Here is a 21,400-nt window from a genome sequence, read left to right on the forward strand (position 1 = left end):
ATTATACACTCAGACAAATCATTTTACTATAGCTCATCAAAAAGGTCAGACCACAGACCCTGTTAAGTATTTTGCTGACCCTCAAAATCGAGATTTAGGTATTATCAAACAAAAGCGAAAACCAAACGTTAAGTTAATTGTCGCTCCTTTTCCTGATCTCCAACGAGGGTCTGACCAGTTTTTTTTCAACAATTCTCTCAAAGCCTCTTGACAAAAGACTTACAGCCTTAACTTGTCACCAATGCTTCCTTAGTACTTAAGAGTGGTCGAGAGTTGAGCGTACCCCTGCGGGGAAGCAAGCTACGCGTAGCGTCTCCAAGAGTTGTCGAAACTCGTCAACATGGGTATTTTTTTCATCAGAAATCGCCTAACCAAAGCTATTGCAGCGCATTCTACTATCTTGTGTCGATTGAACCAGAATCGTAAGTAACCGCTTGGTCAATGACAAATGATAGTGCAGCCGTCAAACTTAAAACAGCTAATGACTAATGCATCAATAATGCGACAATGCGACAGAAACGCTCACACAGGATAGACATTAGACTGACTTTGGCAGAATACGAGAAAGCACAGTTAATGGCAGATGAAAATAATCTCACTATGAGTGAGTTGTTTCGTGCCAAGACTCTGAAAAATAGATTGCCCAGGCGTGTCACCAAAGTAGCAGGCCAAACTTACTGGGAGTTGGGGAAAATAGGTAACAATCTCAACCAAATAGCTAAAGCAATCAATACTTCAGCACTCATGGGAGAACCTGTGGTCGTAGATAGAGCATTGTTGTCACAGGTAAGAGATTTGGTGAAACAGGTGCGCCGAGAGATTGCTGAAATTGATTTAATTACTGATTTACAAGATGAAGGATGATTGGTAAGCACATCAAAGGTAAAAGTTTTCGGGGACTGCTAAACTACCTCTTTGGCAAAGATGGAGCAAGACAAATCGGTGGGAATATGGAAGGAACAAACCCACGCGAATTAGCAGCTGAATTTGGTATATCTCGAAGATTAAACCCAAAGGTGAGCAGAGCTATTTATCACGCTTCTCTCAGTTTGGCCCACAAAGAGAGTTTAGATGATGATACTTGGGATGAAATCGCCCAAAAGTATCTGCAAGCAATGGGTTTTGATATGAACCAATATGTCGTAGTGCGGCATACTGACCGGACTCATGAACACATACATATTGCTGCCAGTCGCATTCAATTAGATGGCACTACAGTTTCTGATAGCTGGGACGATCGCAGAAGTGAAGCGGTAATTCGCAAGTTGGAGCAGGAATACAATTTGCAATCCGTGCAACCAAGTTGGGAAAAAGATAAGCACAGTCCAAGTACTGGCGAACGTAGGCACATTGCCAGAACTGGAGAGGAAAGCGTTAGGGTCAAACTTCAGCGATCGCTCGACCAAGCAACCCACGACCATCCCACTATGCCAGAGCTAATAGAGCGAACGCAACAACAAGGTATTAATGTCCGCGTTGGTTATACTCGCACAGGCATTGTCAAAGGCATTAGTTACCAACTTGATGGTGTGGCTTTTAGTGGTACGCATCTCGGTAAAGCATATACCTTTCCTGGTTTACAAAAGCATCGAGGGGTAAACTACAGTCCCAAGCGGGATGACAAACGCATCCAGAAACTCATGGAACAAGCTGTTGAAAATCCCACATTAGCAGTGCTTCCAAAACAGGATGACAAACGTATTCAGAAACTCATGGAGCAAACTGTTGAAAATTCCACGCCAGCAGTTACTCAAACAAACTCCTTGCCTATACCAGAACCAACAAACTGGGAGCAAATACGCCTAAAGTTAAGCCAGCAGTACAATTTACCCAATTCTCTGCTCACAGAACTGTATGAAAAGGGTTGGCTCTATGCAAGTCAAACAGGTCAAGCAATATTTGTGGAACGCACGCTCGATGATCTTCCAACTCTTGCCAAGCAGCTAGAACCAACAGGTAACTTCACCGCTATTCCCCTGAACTCTGAACCGACAAAAAAAGGTAGTTTTTGGATTGCTACAGATGCCACAGTAGAAAGAGCAGTGCTACTAAGTGACCCGATTGAAGTTCTCTCTGTCATTGCCTTAGAATCAACTGTTGACAAAGAAAAGCGCAAACCGACATTGTATTGGAGTGTAGACGATAGTGAGCAAATACCTTTAGAATTTTTGCGAGCGATCGATACAGTGGTCATCGCTTTTAAAGATAATGAGAAATTTGAGAACTTGATAGCTGAGATACTGGCTGAACTACCTCAATCTAAACAAGTTTCTCCAGGTCAAATAGGTTGGAATGGAATGTTAACCCTGAGCAAACTGCAACTCAGAAAGAGTGAATTACCACAGCCACAAAGGTGGGAACTTTAGCAAATTCATAGTTATCTTTGACAAGCAAGACAAAATTATTTGTTCTGCATAAAAAACACGACAAGGCTTTTGTTTTGAATACTACTACAATTTATCCAATCTTCCCTATGGACATTTTATTATATGTTCAGATCGCAATTACCTTTTACTTCAATGATAGCAGGTTCTTGATTACTGTAAGCTTGCTTTCTTTGCCCACGAAACTGAACAGATAGTATATTATCTTTGAGTAGAGTAAGTTTCAACTCTAATATATGTTCAACTGTACTGCTCATTTTTAAATGATAAATTGCTGCAAGACGTGCATGAGTTAGGAAAAGCTGCGGGTCATTTTTCAGTCTCGTCCATAAATTGAGAAAAACACATTGTTCTACTTTGACGGAATTGTCATAACCCTTAATAAAGGAATTAAGCATTGAATAATCATTTTTGTTCTGGCTAGGAGAGAGTAGTTCGTTGAGTAATAGAAAACGTGCACGTAACTCAGCAATCTGGTCTGTGCTATAGCCATTGAAGTTCATCTCCATCATGCTGTTTCCTTGTGCCTGTGAATATGGCTTTAAGGTAAGGACAAAGGTAGTCTTACCCCTTATAGATTTTGGGAGAACACTTTTTACCTGCATTATTGCTGCTTCGTTTTGGTAAGCATAGGAAATTTGCTTTTTATAATAATGTTGTTCTGGATGCAGATTACGTAAGGCAGCTTCTTGTGTTGGATCAGCCGATGAAATGTGTAGTATCAAACTCTGATCTGCTTGAGTGTCAACAGATTCAGTTAAGAAGAATTTGTCATCTAGTAAAACCCATGCACCTGAACTGCTAACGCTTTTTCTGGAACGAGTTGTGGAACTACTTCTAGTAGGTAATTGTTTTTTTACTGTGGAAGATGACTTTAATTGCGTGCTTTTCTGCGTGGAGGATGAATTTGATTTTCTACGACTAGCTACTTTAGTAGTCGAAGATTTTGAAGTATTATTGACTGTGGGTGATAATTTACTGTTTTTGGAAGCAATAACACTGGGTTGGAGAGTTTTGCTTTCACGTTTGCTTAACCATAACAATATATGCTCACGGAATTGATCTCGGAAGTTTGCAGGAGCAGAGTATTCTCGGATCAATGCTTTTCCCTGAATTTTTTTCTTAAATGCTAGTACCTTTCGTCGTTGTTCTAGTGCTTCTTCCGTATTAAGTTGTGCTGCTGATTGTCGAAAGTAAAACCATATTTCAGGCTGCCCCTTTTTTTGTAACGATTTAACAGCCCGCTCAAATTCTTCAACTGTCCCAGACTCAGCGCGCGGTGTTGGAGTCCCGATGCGGTTCCACATAATGCCAACAAACAACGCATACTCTTGCATTTTGCCAATTTGCAGGTTGAGAACAGCTTGACCATCCTGGCCATAACCTGGAAAGGCATTCTTTTCTGAGCAGATTGCTTCCAGCATTACTCCTTTACTAGCAGCAATGGTACGGTTAGTTTCATCTATTACTTTAACTAAATAGTTACGTTCTTTAGGTACATCACTTGGCGAAGCCAGGAATATCTTGATCTTCTCTACTTGTGGCATTCTACTTTATATACACGACTTTGAAGATTATTGATAATTGAGCATTGAAACATCAAGAGTGTTTATTAAATTCAAGCTTGTTATATCCCTCGGGTTCAAAAATTATTTTAATAACAAATTCACTTTGGACATAGGAGTGTAATAAATATTTTTAACAATTAGTTATGTATTCGTATAAGAAACTCAATAAATACAATAAATAAGCATATAATTTTGCGCTCCATAAAATTATCTCTTCTGTTTTAAAAGCAAATTGATTTTAAAAATTTCTTTAGTTCATAATAATTAACAGAATCCAAATCTTTTGGGTAAATCATTAAGGTCAGCTTTCGTGTAATAAATCTTCTTTTGGATTCTAAAATGAATGAAGTTATTATCAGCTTAGATAATTGCATTCTAGACAGACCACTACGAGCCAGATCAGAACCTATAATTGGGATTGCTACATTTGTACCGTGGCACTTCAGACGAACTTCTTGCCAGAGTTTATCCAGTGAAGTTGATATGTAATCAGCATTTGATTCAACTGTTAAATCGTTTTTCATATACCCATAGACAGTGAGGAAATATCTTTTTTCGTAAGAACCAAGTGTGATTGTAGTCCCAATGGGATACCGCCAACCTTTTCCGCGAGTTTTACCCGGATCTTGCCTGCGATGACTATTATGTTCTTGAAGAGCAGTTTCAATATCTGCATCAAGTTGATCCTGTTTACCCCTATAAACTCGTTTAAGAAATTGCCCTTGAACGCTGGAGTATTTGATGACTTCTCCCAATTCTGTATCGAAGACATCATTAAATCCAATAACTAAATGTTCATTTTCTAGAAAGATATCCCCAATTTTAATCTCTATATCTGTATTTGGTGAAGATAGGCTACATGATGCAGATATTCGAGGAAAATTTTGCACAATAGCAAAAGTCAGAGATATCAAAACCAGACCAAAATAACCAGATAAGCCAAATTTGAAATATTCGGGAATAAAAAAACTGGCTGGCTCAATAAATAACCAAAACGCGCCAAAGTTGCTAGAAAAAGAAATCGCGAATTCTTTGAATCCAAGCTTTCTGAACAACGTGAAGTAAATGCCAGCACCTGTAAATTTATTGTTCATTAAGTATCTAATTTAAGAGACAGAAATGTTGAATGCTGATACAAAACTTTACATAGATAGTTGCACTAACTCTAAAAAGGCTAAATTAGTCAACATAACATCATCTCCTCAAACCAATGAACATAGCTGATTTTCTGACACATACAAGATTGCAAATAGCGGAATTTATCTAATAGTGTATGTCCCCATTGTGCGGGAATAGATAAAAGCTGTAAAATCAGATAAGCTATTAAACTAACGTAAATTTGTATGGTGATACCGTTGACGTTTTTGGTAATTAATTTGTCAAGTTTTAAGTGCATCTTTAAAAACTTCCACAAGAGTTCAACTCCCCAACGTAATCGATAAATATCCCTAATTTCATCATCATTAACAGCTGCATCTCCCGACTTTGGTAAATTAGTCACTAAGCGGAACTCAGTTTTCGTTTCTAAATCACAAAAATTAATGACTCTATAGGCAATAGCCTCATCAGATGCACCTACTTTGACTAATCCAGTTGCATCCTCAAATTCTAGTAACGAAATTGTTTTTAATCCGCAAAACAAAATATTTGTTTTCTTGTACCAATTCTTGAATGAATTTTAATCCCGCAAAGCCTCTATCCATTACCCCCTACAGCATTAGTTGGGAGACTAGACATCATCTTGGAACCAAATTTATAATCATGATCATGTCCAAAATTGATCAAGTTATCTTCTGGGCTACCTGTAGCTAAATTCAAAGAACTAAAAAGTTTGACTTGATGATGACCCAAAACCCATAACAATTTACTTGTCAGGGTAATAATTGTTGAATCAATAGGACAAATAGCATATTTATCGTGTAATTTTTTTGTGAATTTTCTTCTGTACTAATTCATTTAATTTTTTGGTAAATTCCTTGAAATTGTTTTTGGCTTCGATGTAAATTTGCTTTAGAAAAAGTAGAAATATCTACCTCAAATCCTGTATTGTTTAATCTCTTAAATAAATCTCGCATACTTGTTAAGCTATTATCCAGAGCATAGGATAGCCAGCACTCAAAGAATAGACGACTATTCAATACTGGATAATCATTTTTTGGCAGGCTTTTCAAGATATCTTTGACAATTTTGGGAAATGAATTTATAATCACAATCAAACTAATATAGTTTAAGCCTTCGCCCAAAAATACCATATTTTGGGCTATTTTTATCGGATTTTTCTTACCGTTCAACACTTCTGTTTAAGAGAGTAATAGCGGTATTGACTAGATAATGCTATCTTTTGGGAGAAAGAATGTTCACTAATTCCTCATAGCTTGAGACTCTTGTACCTGTTTTTGCAAGTTGAATCAGATGACTGATGTAATTTGGAGGAACTGCACGCCCATAATCTATTTTAGATTGACTAGCAATTTCGTCATACTGTGTAGCAGTTTCTTTCAGTTTGGCATCACCTCCAAATAAGTCTGATATGCCAGATCCATACCTTCCCTGCCGTACAGCTGCATCCTGAATCATTTTGAACATGAATCTTTTGGTTTCCCAACGCCAGATAAATGATCCAAAATAAGGATGTTCTTTAGTTTGAATAGCCTTAAAGGAAAGTAAAAATTCAAAGAAATCAAACCAGTCTAAGTATCTTCCTTCTTCTTCTTTAGCGTAAAACTTGCTTTTCAGCAACAGAGCAAGATGATCGCTAACGGGGGTAAATCGACGTTCAAATCCGGGTTCGATCATTTGTGAAATATCGTGATAGAACACATATCTTGGATCTATTGAATCTAGTAGAGAGTAATCACGATTATATTCACGTAAGTAAACTTGGCGAGATGTCACTTCCTGTAAGAAGTTTATTTTACCTGCACGCAAAGCTGAAATTCCCAGCGTATATAATAGAAGGAGTCCAGGATAAGTTTTGATGTAATTCGCCCAGTCGTAACTTTGCATTTTTCTAGTGCTGAGTCGCTCAATCCAGTCTCCAGCAATATCTAGCCATTCAGGTGAAGTTTCATCTGCATATCTTCCGATTGCTGCCAGTGCATACATAGATGGTGTTGTAGCTGCTTCCAGAATTTGCGCGATCGCAGGAATAGTTTCGACACTTGGCTGTCGAGAAAATAATTCACCAAAATCAGGTGAAGCTAGTACAGACTGTATTCTGGCGATTTCTTGCTCTTTGGCATCCTCCATATCTTGAACACCGAAGCGTGAATCTAGCAATGTTTTGACTGAAGTTTGTGCTTCAGAGAGAGTGTTGAATGATATCTCTGTGTTGGAAGCGGTTGGTATTGTCTGAATAGGTAGACCAATTGCTTGCTCAGTAACTTTTGCTTCCTGTTCTGCGGCTCTTCGCTCTTTGTCTTCTCTGGCAATTTCCTGAACAGCTGATGTAATATGTCGAAGGACTCTCTCTTTAAAGTCTTCAATGCTGTTGTAGCGATTTGCTAATCCTGTTGGCTGTAATTTATTCCAATATTCTTGAACTTGTCTATATTGTTCTTGGTCAATTTTAGAAGGTGAAACTTCCTTGTCAGAAAAGTAGACCATGCAACGTTTACCTTCGTTCCTAGCTCGCGCTATTTCAACTTCTGTCCCAGTTCCACCTAATACAGTGGGTGTACCCAAACGAGTCCAAAAAACACCAATTAAAAGGTCACACTTATCAACCAACTGACGATTGATAACTTCCTGTCCTGAATCTCGCAAATCTGGTGTGGAATTCGTTTCCCAACCAATGGACATCAGGATGATTTTCATATCCTCGGCGTGCATTGCATTCCATCGGTCAACTTCTTTTCGGATGATTTCTCTTTCTTCAATAACATCACCAGGGCTAGCAATAAGAATTCGATAGATTTTAGCTTCTACTGGCATACGTAATAAAAGACGAGATTATTCCATATATAACGCACAATATAGGAATTTCAGGTGTATTAATTAATAGTAATAAAATATACTAATAGTCTATGAGCTTACACAGAATAATACGCCTGAAATCTTTACTAGATAAAGGGGCGTTGCATACTTGTGGGATAATTTTATTTTCTCAAACAAATGTAAAATTCTGTTTCTTGGCGTTCGTAGCGTTTTGGCGGTTGATTATTTATCCTTTGATTCACCAATGCCGATAAAAGGATTATTAAATAGAGCGCGATTGCGCCACTGGGAAATGAACCTTTAGGCGTAACTGGCATGATCTTCAATCCCAGACAAACAACTATTAAATTTCTCAGACAAATAGGCTTTACCACCGGAACCAAAATTTGGCTCAGGATTTCTTGGGACTTGCCCACAGACCTAATACCTAAAAACTGGAATAACTACTGTCGCAATGGTCAATTTGTCTACTCCCATTACATTCTCTGCGGTAAAATAACCCAGCGAGGATTTCAACTCTACTGCTGCACTTACGGAGGTCGAGACAAACAGGGCAACAACTGCTGGCGACTAACACCTAAACGCTATGCTGATGGTTGGGCATTGGCATTTAAAATGTCATATCTTGGTGCTACAGTCAGCTTTTACCCTAACCAACCAGACAAGGGAATCAGCAATCACCACGTTAGTCAATGCCAATGTTTATTCTACGAAATTGATGATTTGGCATTGAGTGAGCAGCGACAAGCTGTAGTTCGGCTAAAGGACGAAATCAACTTGGAACCCGCCGCCGTAGTTTACACAGGTGGGAAATCCCTGCACGTTTACTTTAAATGCAGCCATTCCTTGAATCCTGCTGAATGGCTGTACCTCAATCGCCAACTGACGATTATCCAAAACGCAGATCCAGCCATTTGCAACTTAGCTCGTTCCATGAGACTGCCAGGTATGGTTCGCAGACGGGTGGTGGATGGAATATTGAGTGCAACCATCCCCATTACCCTAGAGCATTGGTCAAACTGTCAGTATAATGTCGAAGAACTAGAAACCGCATTTGATTCTACAGCCTTATTTCCCTACGAACTTTCTGAGCAACGTTGGCGTAAGTGGGTGCAACTTCTCACAAGAGCGAAAAATGGAGAAGTTATCGACCCACAAACAGCGCTACTGCAACATTCTATTACTGCACCTCGCCCAACCTTACATTGCCGACGAGGGACAGTAACACAGGCTACAACCAGAGATAATGGCTCATCTCTTAAACAACTACGCGCTAGCGGAGTGTCTGTTCCTTTGTCTATCTGTTTAACTTTGAGCGATCGCACTTTACTGACTTATGGCGAATCTGAGGGAAACAGAAACAATTCTGGCTACAAATTAGCTCGTAACCTACTGGGTACATCTAATTTACTCACTAGACACGGAATCGCTTATTATCCCCAACCACGCCAACTATTTGACCGATATTGCGATCGCTGTACACCTACACTTGAATCAACTGAGGCAGATACAATTTGGCACAGTGCAAATAAAACAACAGCCTTTGCCAGTCGGGACTTTGGCTCAATTGTCATGAGCATTCGTAAGTGGAAGTTACACCGCAAATCAAAAAAGCAATGCGTAAGAAAACCAAAAAGATTAATTAACGAGAGATTGACAAAATCGATGTAATACCCTTCCAATTTCTACCCATAATTTACCGTGTACACATATCTTTGTACAGGATTAAAACGGTGTGGGACAACTCCAAAATACTTGTGTGTACACGGTAGCCCTATTCCAGGGAGACTATATGACTATTAAAGGTACTATCTCTAGTTTTATTTTCCCATTTTTGGTAAATAAGACTGACGATAATTGTTCTTAGCCATCAGTTTAGCCTCACGCTTTGTCCACTGTTTTTGTAAAGGAACATCAGCCAATCTTTGCAATAATATGAATACACTATCATCTCCAGTCAACCGAGCGATGATTTGAGCGATCGCCTTACAACAACTCCAAGGATGACGCACTACCTGAACTTCTGCAAATCTCACTACACCCCAATTGCGCTCCAAGAAAAAACGGTTACGGATTTTATCGTCATCAACATCAATGCAGTGGTGAGGTTTACCTGTATCTCCAGCATAAGGTTCATCAATCTCAATATCGAGAGCTAACCCAGAAGATTGATGGTAAAGGATAAAATCAGCTGAGTAACGTCGAGACGAACCAGGAATTTCAAATTCCACTGCTTGACAGATAAGATTCTCTAGAAACGTACACAGTAAATGGCGAAAAAATTGCTTTTCACTGACACCTTGCTTGGCTGTGCCATTTCCATTTGGTAATTGAACGCATCCTTGAAACGAAGCTTTCAGATGCTCCCGACTTTTAGAATCTTTAGTGTATAAACGTCTTACTAGTGGTGGATAAAGAATAATTGGATAGTACCCAGTAAACATAACCACAAACTTGTTAAACTTTTAGCAATCAAGAAGAACAAAATCAAGATAATAACTAGAAGTTATCTAATCTAATATCCTTCCAAATATCAGAAACTTGCCATCCGGTCTTACCAACAGAAAGGACTATAGGATTATCACGCGCTGGAATATAGTTAGCTTGATTATTACTTAAACCTATTTGTGGCTGTTCTTCAAGCATTGGTTCTTGCATATTAATAATGTCAATTTGAAAATTCTGTTCTTGTGTTTCCTCGATGATTTTTGTTTCTTGGAGTAGCTTTTCCGATTTTTTGATGAGCTTCATATCTATTTGTAGTTTTAACGCTTGACATTGACAAAATAACGAGAATCTGAAATTAAGTTAATTCCTAAAAATTTGGGAGAATATCAACACAGATAGATGCGCTATCGCGCCAAAATTGATGACGTTACACAACCAAAAAAATGCAACAATTAACAGCCATCTTAACGAAACTTAAACCTAAATTTGTTGCTCCTCCAATTTCAAATCTTCAGCCTACACAAGAAAATGTTTCCAATTTATCTTTCAATACTAATTTAGATTCAGGCACTATAGCTATCTTAGAACAGATTGAAGCTGAATATGAATATTACCAAACATGTGAGGAGTGGTAGTCATGAATTTAGCACTTGCTCAACAATCCTTAGCAGGACTTTCCCAAACTGCTGCTCATCTCTGGGAACAGCTAACCAATTGCCAGACTCCTGAAGAAGAAGCTGCTATCATCACCGCTATTTGGGAAACTCAGGAAGTTCAGGAAGAAGTTGTTGATATCCAAGCAGAATTAGCATTGCAACTGGATGCTGAAATAACGGCTATTAAGCAACGACTAGAACATCTAAAATCTGTACATCAATCAGCACTATTAAGACTAGAACGCTGGCGACAAAAATTAGATGAAACTATTTTAGAACAAACCGCCGCAGGAATTCTACCTGAGCAAATGATCTGACTTTTCACGGGATGTGGAAAAGAAAGATTGGTTCGCGATAAATTATCGCGAACCACTTCCTATTCTTTATTATATTTGGAAGTTTCTTCAACTAAATCTTTTAAACCCTGTCTGAGAGCCTCAATTGAACGATCTAAAGCTTCGATTCTAGTCCTGGCAGTAATTTGTTCAATGGCATCTATGTAAGTTTGACTACCAGCCTTACCTAAATGCTTGTACTTGGAAAGCTTGCCATCACTCCGAGTCGGAAATATTGCTGTTGTAGCATGTAGTTTATAGTACCAATAAAATTCTTTGCGCCCCAATGCTTGTTAACGAGCTATTCTACAACGTGGTGGCGCAACAGGCATTGAATTGTGTATGGCAGCGACTTCTTTTTCAAGACGCTCCAACATGTCGATAACTTTGTCTATGCGCGATTGTAAATCCTCTTGGGCTATAGTTTTCCGGTCTTTCGGCATAAAATCAACATTCCGCGATTCGCGACTGCTTGTCGCGAACCATATTCCTCTATAACTTTGTTGAGTAACTAAAATCAATATACTCATTTTAGATTTTCATGTAGCAACCAACCTTGGCACAAGGTTTCTAATTCCAACCAACCTCGCCACAAAACTTGTATCCCAATAGGGCTACTCTTCCTATGTTCTAGGTATCCGCCGAGACGTGCAATTGCTCTAATTGCCCAGTCAACTGTAAGCTCTAGGAGCTTTTTTTGTTTGGGTGGAGTACTAGCAAGTAGCACGTCCATTTGTATTTTTGTTAACACCAATTCTGCTGAACTGTGCGGGGAATTCCGGTGTAAATAAGTCATTCGCAGTAATTGTGCCGCAATCACTGTTAAAAAACCTAACATTGTTGACATACTCTCCCCTGCCAAGCGGTAACTTTCCGCTTTACAGCCAGATTTTAGTATTTTGTGATACTCTTCTATCCGCCAGCGATACGTATACCACCGAAGGATTTGAGATGCTTCTGCCTGTGTTGTTACTAACTCGCTTGTCAGTAGCATCCACATAACTGGTTCGCATCCGTCTGGCACATTAATCTCTGTCGCAAAGAGTGCGTAAACGTTAAAATTACCTGACTTTTTTAATCGAGAAGGAGGATTTATTGATACTGGACAATACCTGATTTCTAAAGTTGCAGTTCTTTCTTTTCGCTTTTTAGTTTCAGGTAATTCAACCTCTTTTACAAACTGCACTTTTTGGGATGTTACATACTCCCATAAATAAGAGTTTTCTCCTTCTAAGCAACGATTGTGAGCGGCTCTGACAACTACACCTGTATTTTTATTTTTACGTTGAAGTGCGAATACTTCTGCAATATCTCCTTCACGGTCAAAGACATGAATCACTCTCGTGAGTAGTCCACCATCAGGCATTTCTAAACCATTAAATAATTTGTTGACTTTTTTGAAAAGCTTCAACCCATCGATAAGATTCTTTCTCCTTAAAAGCTCTATTCTTGGCGATTAAACGTTCTTTTTTTTAACCGCTTCTTTTTTGCCGTAGATGTTTCCCCTGGTGATGGAGATGCTTTGTGTTGTCGATGCCACAATTTCTCCCATAATAGTCCTAGTGGCTGACCAAAGTCTGGGTCTAGTGCTAAAGAACTATGTAAAATTAGCCCGTTCCCACCATTACCTGTAGACCCCATAATCATCTCTTTTTTTCTAATATTTTTTTTGTAATCAAGATAAGTTGTATCACCTACAGCTAATACTATTGGTATGCCATAAATCTGCTTAGAAGTCTGTTTAAAAGATGGCTGGGTCAATTTATCAAAGGTTGTTTTGGGGTTAGAAAAGAATTCGTAACCACGTTTTAGGTCACTAGCGCTTTGAAATATTTGCGATAGAGGCTCACCATATTTTACTTTTAAAGCCTCCGCAATTATCACTGCTCTGTTGGTTAGACGTTTGTCACCAAAATCACAATTGCGGTACGGGTTCGCTTCTAATAGTTTCATTTGCACCCCAAAATACTACACTACAAGCACCTTATATTAGAGGACGCAAATCGTCTTAAGTTTAAAGGATTGGTTCGCGATAGATTGTCGCGAACCAATCCCCTTTTCCACATCCCGTGAAAAGTCAGGTCTGTATCTTGGTATCTAATGGAATTCTGTCTTCATCTAACCAAGCACACTTTCGCCAATGGCTATTAAAAGACATGGCTTTGCTAATTGCTTCCATTCAGTTACCTACAGAAAACTTTCAGGTAGAATGTGGATTAGGAATTATCACCAGCTTTTTAATTCTTCAGCGCAAAGGTGGAGATTTACCAGTACCAGAAGATTACTCAATCTTTATGGCCGTTGCGGATAAAATTGGTTTTGATAGTAGAGGTCGTCGTCTCTTTCGTTCAATTACAAATGGGCAACAAACCCAAGAAATTGATAGTGATTTACCTCTGATTATAGAAAAGTTCAAAAAGTTTCTTAAAGAGGTATGGCAAAATAATGTTGAGAAATAGCACTTGCTGTCTATTAGCGCCGTCAAAGTTATCTATGCAGTATATGGGGAAATTAAGGACGTGTCTCATGAATTTGCAGACTTACTTTATAGAGTTTAAAGCCTCAGTATACTTAGTAAGATTTAAGTCGGATTCCTCTAGCTATTTTCTAATCTAGAACTTAAAATAGTCGTTAATACTGTTTGCGGGACTTTGGTGCGACTTCCGAACCTAGCCTGTAACGCTATCCTAGCTTGTCGTGCCGTCATTCCCCGAACAGTAGCCCCTTCAACAAAGCCACTATGCCAACAATGGACATTAATCGGGCGAACCAACATCAGCAAGTGGCAAGGGAAGATTTAGTCATGTTCATTAATGCTTGCCTCTCCTGCACAGGACAGCGTGAGTTCTATGGTGATGGTTATGGGCAGCGCGTATCTATTGACTTTCTGCACGACTATATTTTAGGTAATTACCGCTTACTCTATACCCGGACATTAGCAGCAGGGATTAACCACTTCAACCAAGCGCAGATTATCCTCAAATTACTAGCAACAGGAAAACATACACCCCCTGAACATCGACAAGAAGAAGGTGCATTAATTGCCGCAGCATTAACAGCCCTACCACCACAACGAGCTTGGGAAGTATTGCAACAGTTGCGGAAAAGAAGTATCAATAATCGTCGTAGCAGAGCGATCGCTCGTGATTATCTCCAGCAAAAACGTGATATTAACTTTGATGCTGTGAAGTATCGCTCCAAATTTCGAGCGATCGCCTCCCATGCTCACCTCACCCTACCAGGGGAATTAGGTAATTTTCTCTTTGGTAAATGGAAACAGCAAGTTTATCAAACAGAGCTATTCGAGACATTTCGCCAAGCACACTATAGCGCTCAAGCAGTTTATCAACTACCCTTTACAGTTGCCGAAGGTTTAGCAGCAAAACACGGAATTAAACGAGAGGTCTTTTTATCCCGTATTCAAGAGCAAATGACCTTGAATGAAAAATTGCGCTTTCAAGGTTCAGCCAACCGCACAGAAGTAGAAATAGACATTAATTTAGGTCGTCTCCCCCTAACTCGTTTGGCGCTGTATATCCTATCTTTGCCATTGGATATTCGCAAACAGCAGTGGGATATCTTAAACCAAGCATTAGAGAAATCTGCTGCTTTCACATTAAGAAAATCACCCCTAAAACTAGGACGAGTAGCCGCAGTTCTAGATTGCAGCTACTCCAGTTCCGGTTCAGCCGAAAAACATCGTCGTCCTCTAGGGGTAGCCTTAGCTACTCATTACTTACTAAAAGCAGCATCCCAGGAATACCAAGCTTTTTGGACAGCATCAACCAGCGATCCACTGCTGATTCTACCTCGTGGACAAACAGACCTCGCTACTCCCCTACTGGATGCTTTGGACTGGGGCGCAGATTTAATAGTACTTGTAACCGATGGTTGGGAAAACTACCCCCCCAATGGAGCATCGGAAATTCTACGTGTATATCGTAATTGTTTAGATCCGAAACAAAAAACTTCCATTATTCATTGCAATCCTGTTTACAACGCCGATGACTTTTCTTTACACCCCCTGAGTCCCGCAATTCCCACAGTAGGATTACGGGATGCAGAAGATTTACCTACGATGTTGGGCTTTGCCCGGTTTGCTGAAGGTTCTGCATCTTTAGCTGAACTGGAAGCATATTTAGCAGAGCGAGTCAAGCAAATGTTGGACAGGGTGTAGGCTGTAAGGTATAGGTGTACCTCATATAGTTGAAAACCGTTGTAAATATTCCACTATGGCCAAAGACCTATTCCACCAAGCCGTCAAGCAAGCCTTAATCAAAGACGGATGGACAATTACTAGCGATCCATTAATCATTCGCATCGAGCGCGTTAAACTAGAGATTGATCTCGCTGCTGAAAAAGTATTTGCTGCTGAAAAAGATGAGCAGAAAATTGCTGTAGAAATTAAAAGCTTTATCAATCCCTCCGTTATTAGTGACTTTCATAATGCACTAGGTCAGTTTCTCAACTATCGCCTTGCCTTAGAAATGACTGAACCCGATCGCATCCTCTATTTAGCTGTTCCTATTGATATTTTTAATACTTTTTTTCAGGAGCGTTTTACTCAAGCAGCAATATCACATTATGCCCTAAAAATAATAGTATATAAACCGAATACAGAGGAGATAATCGAATGGAAAAACTAGCCAAATATCGCCAAATTGTGCGCGAATTATTAATTGCCCATGCCACCCCAAACCCCCCAAACGAACCAAATATTGAATGTCAACTCATTTTTGATACAGAACACGATCACTATCAAATTCTAGATATTGGTTGGCAAGAGTTTAATCGTATTTATGCCTGTTACATTCATTTAGACATTAAAGATAATAAAATTTGGATTCAGCACAATATGACAGAAGCCGATATTGCTCAAGAGCTAGTCGAAAGAGGAGTTCCAGCTTCAGATATTGTTTTAGGCTTGCATCCCCCATACAAACGTCCTTATACCAAATACGGTGTTGCTTAAAGTTAATAAAAATAGACACACCATCCTATGGCATCCAAAAGCAATCTGTTAGCAGACATATCACTCAAAGGATTAGAAATTGCTCCTTCTCAAATACGGGGAGCAGTGCGGATTGTGCCATTATTGCGCCATCAAGTACGTAACGACTTGCGCTTGCTGCGTCGTAGCTACGATGAAGATTTAGCAGTTGTTTCCTTAGCAGGAGAAATGACAGCACCAGGAATGAAATATTTTTCCTATGTTCCTCACGGGCTAGTGTTATCCTGGACTGATGACGGCAGCCCTGTAGGGGCTTTTGGAGGACAGCTTTTTAAAACGGATGGGAAACAGCTAAACTATGGTTGCGCCAGTGTCCGGTTGATGCACCGGATGGTGAAGCGGGAATCTAGTAATCAACTGAGATTTTTGCCACTTCACTTGGCAATGGAAGGCTTTTTATCAATGTTTTTCTCTGGCCCCGATATTGCCTGGAGTGAATATTCTAAGTATGCCCTTTCTCATGGGCTGGGTAGCCGAATGGAAAGCTCTTTTAGTGGACGTTATATTGCTGGACTTGAAGATGCTTTGCGGGTATTTGAAATTCACTCTCGACAGGTTGGGGTATTGGTATTTGTTGCTGAAGCATTAGCATCAGCTTTTGTAGTACCGACACCAGAGGATTATCGACTTCTGCACAATAGCTTGTTAGAAGATTTCTATGGTGAGTTATTGTACCAATACGCTTTACTGCACGATAGTACTTTTCCAATGAGTGTATCTTTAGATGAGTCAAAAATTAATGATTTAACAGCTTTGAGAGCAGCAGTACAAAATATGCGTTCAGATTGGGCGTCGTTTCAGGGTTTCATGGCCGAGGGACTGTTAGGACGCAAGTTAATTTCCCAAAAAGTCTATACTGCTGGTTCGTTTATGTTACAACGATTTATTACTGACCTCAACCCCAACGAAGAAAATCATATTGGGGAAGCGATTATTCGAGAGAATGGTGAATTGGAGTATTTGAAAACTTATCGCTTATCAGGAATGCAGACTCGCCGAGTTTATTTGCTGAGTCAGTTAGCGAACCATAATTGGAATTTGGATGCTACAGCTAGTAAATTGGGCAATACACGAGAGGAATTTGTGCTGCGTTTAGAAAAGGTGGGTTTTGGTTATTTGCTCAATGCAGAAGTACGACAAGCAGCATTGAAAAAAGTCAAGGGTAAAAGGTGATATTGTCTTGCTAAGATTCAGCATTATAGCGTTTCTTAATCTGGTGAAGTACAGTAACAAGAATGGGTAAACCAGTTATAAATATCATTTAACGAGACTTGATTAAAAGCACTTTCAATCGCTTTTGCTAAGTCTGGATAACTTCTAGCTCCAATAGAACGTAGTAAATTTTTAATTTTTGACCAACAGTTTTCAATTGGTGAAAAATCAGGAGAATATGGTGGCAAATAAATCAATTTAGCTCCAGCAGATTCGATTATTTTCTCAATGTCTCCACCTTTGTGAATTGAACAATTATCCATGATTACATAAGCGCCTTCCCACAGCTTTGGAACTAATTTTTGAGAGATATAAGCCTCAAATGTCAGCCCGTCATATGCTCCTAAAATACTATATTGACTAATCACACCTTTGAGAGCAAGCGCTCCAATTATGGAGACATTTTTACAGCGTTTTTGAGGTCGTGAGCCATTCGCTCTTTTACCTTTTTTAGAACGAGCGGAGTGTCTTATTAAAGATAGATTAGCTCCTGCTTCGTCAAGAAATACAAGGTTTTCCGTCGGTATCCCATGAAGTTGAAGCCAGAACTGTACTCTTAATAATTGAACTCTTTCAGTCTCTTTTTCTGCGGCGTGCAATGTTTTTTTTTAGGCTTATTTCTATCCTCTGTAACATCCTGTCTACCGTAGAGATACCGATTGTTATTCCTGTTTTTTCTTTGAGTTCTGAGCGAATTTCTTTCAAGGTAGCATCATTCTTAGCTTCAACTATTTCTTCAAGAATCTTAATTTGTTCTTCATTGAGCTTCGGAGGAGTTTGTTTTGTCCTAACTTTAGGAGCGATACTTGCTGTTTCTCTATATTGCTTTAGTAATTTCTCAATAAAACCTAAACTGACACAAAATTTGTTTGCTAATTGACGTTGTGATATTCCACCTGACAAGTATGTATCAAATATTTTTTTGCGAAAGTCGAGGGAATATGGTTTCATTTTTACCCTTGAGTAGATACACTGATTTATTTTAATTAGTGTACTTCATTAGACTGGGAAACGCTATAACCCTCTTCTGTCACTTTCCGGGAAAGTGATCGCTAGAAGCCTCATGAGGCAATCAATACAAGCTATACTATTAGAAAAAAATAGGACTTGTATTTGTTATTAGAAAATAATCGCGCAATCGCTTGTTATACAAAAGCTCTAGATTTTAGAAAAGGCAAATGTTTTCGGAGAGTGACAGAAGAGGGATAATTTGTAAAATTTTGATTTCAATACATTTGCCTATTTCTGAAATAGTAAGCTATCGCGCGTATAACTTGCACTTTTTAGGTCTGCAACCATTGGTAACTCTAGAATGCTCTGGAAAATTACAGATGCAACACCTTATAAACTTACTTAAACGGGGTAAACACAACCTAAAAAAGCGAAGAAAGGCTGCCAAAATCTACCAGCAAACACTGAATATTCTACGCAGTGAGCAACAATATATCCAACAATATTTCGCTTCTTAAAAGCTACCAGCCTTTTATCCTTGCAATCCGGGTGTTTGATAAACTCGTGCTGGGAAATTTTCTAAAACATCAGTTTCACTGCTACTAGACTCCTGTGCAGGTGCTACATCTTCCTCTGGTAATGGCAACATCCGCGCTGCTGACTCAATCCGTTCATGTAATGCTTGTGTTAACGTTTTAATATCAGGAATTATAACCTGACTTTCTAAAGCAGGTTTAACTTGTGTATCCCAAAGAGCTTCACTATCATGCGCCCGTTTTTCATCCGCTTTGGACACAGGAATAATTAAAGGATAGGGAATAGAAGCTTGTCCTTCGGAACTGTAACCAGGACTGGTAATTACGCACTTACCTTGAGGAAATTTCAAAATTTCGTCAGCACTGATTACAGGCATTTTTTGCAAATTCTCACTCCAGCTAATTGAACGGCTCATTTGTCCGCCAAGCGATCGCCCTGTGGTACGATTTTTAATCAGCACTTCCTTCTCACCGTAACGCTTTGAGTAATCCTCAGCCGTTTTGTAGTTCCCAGGATTAAACAGAACATGGGTACTACAAGCAGAAGCGATCGCACTCCCCATTTTATCTCCATAAATATCGTAAAGTTGCTCTAAACTTTGGATACCCAGAATAAAGCAGGCACCATTGGAACGATATTCATTAATCCACTGCGGTAAGCGGTCTAGCTTAATTGATGGTAATTCATCCAAAGAAATAATCAACGGGTCTTTGCGGGGACGGCTTAAATTACCAACAATCATCAAGTGCATTGCAGCCGCCAGCAGAGGCCCAACCACACTACGACGTTCATCATCTAGCTTGAACACCACCATCTCTCTACCTTCAAGCTTAGTGGGAATGTCCGATTTCCCTATAAATGCCCTCAGCAAATCAGCTTGGATGAAAGATGAGAAAGTACCTGCTGCTGTGGTCAAAATCCCAGAAATAGTCTTCTCTGCATCCTTGGCACTCAAAAATTGAATAAACGAAGTCGCTACCCATTCATCCAACCTTTTGGACTGTACTGCATGGTCAAGACGTTGCACCAGTTTTGGCAACCGCAGCACCGCATAAAGCATCGCCATATCTGGGTAAGGTGAACCCTTAACTAACTGTAAAAGCGCCTTAGCTAACAAGTCCCCGGCTTTAGCAAAGAACTCATCACTTTTACCACCACTGGAAGCATTGCGGTTAATCACTTGTCCAATTTCCCCCGCCATTACCCCATCGCGTGCATCACGCATGTAATCCAAAGGATTGATCACACCGCTAAAGGGTTCACCGGGGGCAAATACTCGTACTTTATAGCCATAACGTGCAGCTAGGGGTGCATGGAGTCGTAGTTGGTCGCCCTTCTTGTCGTAGAGTAAAATCGGAAAACCTTGCTGCATCGCACTTTCTAACATCCGGTCTATGGTTGAGTAGGTTTTACCAGACCCAGGCGCACCTATTACCAGTGTTCCCCTTTCGGCATTGGGAAACCAAACTGTAGGAGATGCACCAAGCATAGTTTGTATGTTAGCCAGCAACCCCCGCCATTTACCTTTTACCCAATAGCGAGGAGTACCAGACCACAGGGTAACTTTATTGTGTTTATGCTCCTTGATTTGCTTGAGTGCTAGGTTAGTTGCTGCTAGTTTCTCGCTGATACCGGAGACTTTACCAGTGGTGATTTTTCCCTTACCAGTACCACTGATTTGCAACAACAGTATAACGAACAGTATTCCACCTACCATCATCCAACCTTGGGGATTGTTATACTGTTGAAACAACTTGCCAAAGTCAATGCTAGCCAGAGGTGCTTGGAAGGATGAGACTTCAATTAATGTCGAGTTAGCAGTGATCTGGTTGTGTGGTAGATTTTTCTGGTAAATGTTCATAGCAGTTAAGTAGGCATTTAGCAGAAATTTTAGCTACCAAGTTAAAGCTAGGGTATTGACCTTTTGGACATTTTTTTTAGAGGTGTTAGAAACTCTATTTCTAGAGGAGTTTCAGATACAGGACATCTTTATGAATGATTGCTGTTAAACTTCGCCAAGAAATCCTCACGTGAGAGATTCGATAACTGCAACAGTAAAGAAGCATACGATGCGTGAAGGTAACTCTAGAATAGGCTGAATAATTGTGGCTAATTGTTCATCCAGCCTACCAAATCGAACTGTTAGTAAATTTTCTACAACCATCCGTTGCCCTTGCTTTTGAGCCTCTTGCTCCCACTGTATATATAGTGGTGATAATTTCATGATTAACCTCCTTTCATCCTCATCTATATTTTCGCTAGTTTGTAAATTAGCATTCAAGATACTTTATTTGATGGCGTAATTTCAATCTGTGGTGGAGAGTAATTGCCTCATAAACAACGATTGGTAAATAAGTTTTGA

21 protein-coding genes and 3 pseudogenes are annotated in these 21,400 nt (G+C 39.6%); 11 read left to right on the plus strand and 13 right to left on the minus strand.

The window, feature by feature from the left end:
- Positions 1-19: 19 nt before the first annotated feature.
- The 3 genes and pseudogenes from HUN01_RS35050 to HUN01_RS00800 form a co-directional block, all read left to right on the plus strand.
- Positions 20-211, plus strand: a pseudogene (locus HUN01_RS35050) (hypothetical protein); the annotation flags it as partial.
- A gap of 296 nt (positions 212-507) precedes the next feature.
- Positions 508-864 carry a plasmid mobilization protein gene (locus HUN01_RS00795; RefSeq protein ID WP_238845344.1) on the plus strand — a complete coding sequence of 119 codons (357 nt, stop codon included), beginning with the start codon at positions 508-510 and terminating at the stop codon, positions 862-864.
- Positions 861-2,366, plus strand: coding sequence for a relaxase/mobilization nuclease domain-containing protein (locus HUN01_RS00800; RefSeq protein WP_181927190.1), 1,506 nt, complete (start codon positions 861-863; stop codon positions 2,364-2,366). The genes HUN01_RS00795 and HUN01_RS00800 overlap by 4 nt, the downstream gene beginning before the upstream one ends.
- A gap of 119 nt (positions 2,367-2,485) precedes the next feature.
- Here the strand turns inward: HUN01_RS00800 and HUN01_RS00805 are convergent, their stop codons facing one another.
- The 5 genes and pseudogenes from HUN01_RS00805 to HUN01_RS00825 all read right to left on the minus strand — a co-directional run bounded on the left by HUN01_RS00805 (position 2,486) and on the right by HUN01_RS00825 (position 8,205).
- The gene (locus HUN01_RS00805) at positions 2,486-3,931 is read right to left on the minus strand and encodes a hypothetical protein (RefSeq protein WP_181927191.1); all 1,446 of its coding nucleotides are present in this window, start codon (positions 3,929-3,931) and stop codon (positions 2,486-2,488) included.
- Between the two features lie 242 nt (positions 3,932-4,173).
- Positions 4,174-5,046: a macro domain-containing protein gene (locus HUN01_RS00810; protein WP_181927192.1), complete on the minus strand. Its 873-nt coding sequence runs from the start codon at positions 5,044-5,046 to the stop codon at positions 4,174-4,176.
- An 89-nt stretch (positions 5,047-5,135) separates the two neighbouring features.
- A pseudogene (locus HUN01_RS00815) lies at positions 5,136-6,162 on the minus strand (IS4 family transposase).
- A 124-nt stretch (positions 6,163-6,286) separates the two neighbouring features.
- Positions 6,287-7,885, minus strand: a complete 1,599-nt coding sequence (locus tag HUN01_RS00820) for a hypothetical protein (RefSeq protein ID WP_181927193.1) — start codon at positions 7,883-7,885, stop codon at positions 6,287-6,289.
- Positions 7,886-8,049: 164 nt separating this feature from the next.
- Positions 8,050-8,205: a hypothetical protein gene (locus HUN01_RS00825; RefSeq protein ID WP_181927194.1), complete on the minus strand. Its 156-nt coding sequence runs from the start codon at positions 8,203-8,205 to the stop codon at positions 8,050-8,052.
- Here HUN01_RS00825 and HUN01_RS00830 point away from each other — a divergent pair.
- Entirely contained in the window at positions 8,204-9,559 is a 1,356-nt protein-coding gene (locus tag HUN01_RS00830) for a hypothetical protein (protein ID WP_181927195.1), read from the plus strand. The two genes, HUN01_RS00825 and HUN01_RS00830, sit on opposite strands and share 2 nt — an antisense overlap.
- Positions 9,560-9,708: 149 nt before the next feature.
- Here HUN01_RS00830 and HUN01_RS00835 read toward each other — a convergent pair whose 3' ends face one another.
- Together HUN01_RS00835 and HUN01_RS00840 are read right to left on the minus strand one after the other, a co-directional pair.
- A complete protein-coding gene (locus HUN01_RS00835; RefSeq protein ID WP_181927196.1) occupies positions 9,709-10,332 on the minus strand; it encodes a hypothetical protein in 624 nt (207 codons plus the stop codon).
- A gap of 55 nt (positions 10,333-10,387) precedes the next feature.
- Entirely contained in the window at positions 10,388-10,639 is a 252-nt protein-coding gene (locus HUN01_RS00840; protein ID WP_181927197.1) for a hypothetical protein, read from the minus strand.
- Between the two features lie 140 nt (positions 10,640-10,779).
- On the opposite strand from HUN01_RS00840, the gene HUN01_RS00845 reads away from it, so the two are divergent.
- Together HUN01_RS00845 and HUN01_RS00850 are read left to right on the plus strand one after the other, a co-directional pair.
- Positions 10,780-10,971 (plus strand): hypothetical protein, encoded by a 192-nt coding sequence (locus tag HUN01_RS00845; protein WP_181927198.1) that lies wholly within the window; start codon positions 10,780-10,782, stop codon positions 10,969-10,971.
- 2 nt (positions 10,972-10,973) lie between these two features.
- Positions 10,974-11,309 (plus strand): hypothetical protein, encoded by a 336-nt coding sequence (locus HUN01_RS00850; RefSeq protein ID WP_238845346.1) that lies wholly within the window; start codon positions 10,974-10,976, stop codon positions 11,307-11,309.
- A gap of 59 nt (positions 11,310-11,368) precedes the next feature.
- On the opposite strand, the gene HUN01_RS35055 is transcribed toward HUN01_RS00850, so the two are convergent.
- From HUN01_RS35055 to HUN01_RS36470, 3 genes and pseudogenes are all read right to left on the minus strand, one after another.
- Positions 11,369-11,614, minus strand: coding sequence for a hypothetical protein (locus HUN01_RS35055; protein ID WP_238845348.1), 246 nt, complete (start codon positions 11,612-11,614; stop codon positions 11,369-11,371).
- A gap of 6 nt (positions 11,615-11,620) precedes the next feature.
- A complete protein-coding gene (locus tag HUN01_RS35060) occupies positions 11,621-11,770 on the minus strand; it encodes a hypothetical protein (RefSeq protein WP_238845351.1) in 150 nt (49 codons plus the stop codon).
- An 83-nt stretch (positions 11,771-11,853) separates the two neighbouring features.
- Positions 11,854-13,280, minus strand: a pseudogene (locus tag HUN01_RS36470) (IS4 family transposase).
- 116 nt (positions 13,281-13,396) lie between these two features.
- Between HUN01_RS36470 and HUN01_RS00865 the strand changes: the two are divergent.
- The 5 genes from HUN01_RS00865 to HUN01_RS00885 all read left to right on the plus strand — a co-directional run bounded on the left by HUN01_RS00865 (position 13,397) and on the right by HUN01_RS00885 (position 17,511).
- Positions 13,397-13,786: a hypothetical protein gene (locus HUN01_RS00865; protein ID WP_181927199.1), complete on the plus strand. Its 390-nt coding sequence runs from the start codon at positions 13,397-13,399 to the stop codon at positions 13,784-13,786.
- 290 nt (positions 13,787-14,076) lie between these two features.
- Positions 14,077-15,504: a hypothetical protein gene (locus HUN01_RS00870; RefSeq protein ID WP_181927200.1), complete on the plus strand. Its 1,428-nt coding sequence runs from the start codon at positions 14,077-14,079 to the stop codon at positions 15,502-15,504.
- Positions 15,505-15,559: 55 nt separating this feature from the next.
- Entirely contained in the window at positions 15,560-15,973 is a 414-nt protein-coding gene (locus tag HUN01_RS00875) for a XisH family protein (protein WP_181927201.1), read from the plus strand.
- Positions 15,961-16,299 (plus strand): XisI protein, encoded by a 339-nt coding sequence (locus HUN01_RS00880; RefSeq protein WP_094333515.1) that lies wholly within the window; start codon positions 15,961-15,963, stop codon positions 16,297-16,299. Before HUN01_RS00875 ends, HUN01_RS00880 begins: the two co-directional genes overlap by 13 nt.
- 27 nt (positions 16,300-16,326) lie before the next feature.
- Positions 16,327-17,511 carry an ARPP-2 domain-containing protein gene (locus HUN01_RS00885; RefSeq protein WP_181927202.1) on the plus strand — a complete coding sequence of 395 codons (1,185 nt, stop codon included), beginning with the start codon at positions 16,327-16,329 and terminating at the stop codon, positions 17,509-17,511.
- A 35-nt stretch (positions 17,512-17,546) separates the two neighbouring features.
- Here HUN01_RS00885 and HUN01_RS00890 read toward each other — a convergent pair.
- The 3 genes from HUN01_RS00890 to HUN01_RS00900 form a co-directional block, all read right to left on the minus strand.
- Positions 17,547-18,501 (minus strand): IS630 family transposase gene (locus HUN01_RS00890; RefSeq protein ID WP_203219497.1). Its coding sequence is split into 2 segments (ribosomal slippage): positions 17,547-18,159 and positions 18,158-18,501, totalling 957 coding nucleotides; the frame shifts between segments, so codons are not numbered across the junction.
- Between the two features lie 532 nt (positions 18,502-19,033).
- A complete protein-coding gene (locus HUN01_RS00895; RefSeq protein ID WP_181927203.1) occupies positions 19,034-20,899 on the minus strand; it encodes a type IV secretory system conjugative DNA transfer family protein in 1,866 nt (621 codons plus the stop codon).
- 165 nt (positions 20,900-21,064) lie between these two features.
- Entirely contained in the window at positions 21,065-21,262 is a 198-nt protein-coding gene (locus HUN01_RS00900) for a hypothetical protein (protein ID WP_238845356.1), read from the minus strand.
- Between the last annotated feature and the right edge of the window lie 138 nt (positions 21,263-21,400).

Source organism: Nostoc edaphicum CCNP1411, assembly GCF_014023275.1.
Taxonomy (GTDB): domain Bacteria; phylum Cyanobacteriota; class Cyanobacteriia; order Cyanobacteriales; family Nostocaceae; genus Nostoc; species Nostoc edaphicum_A.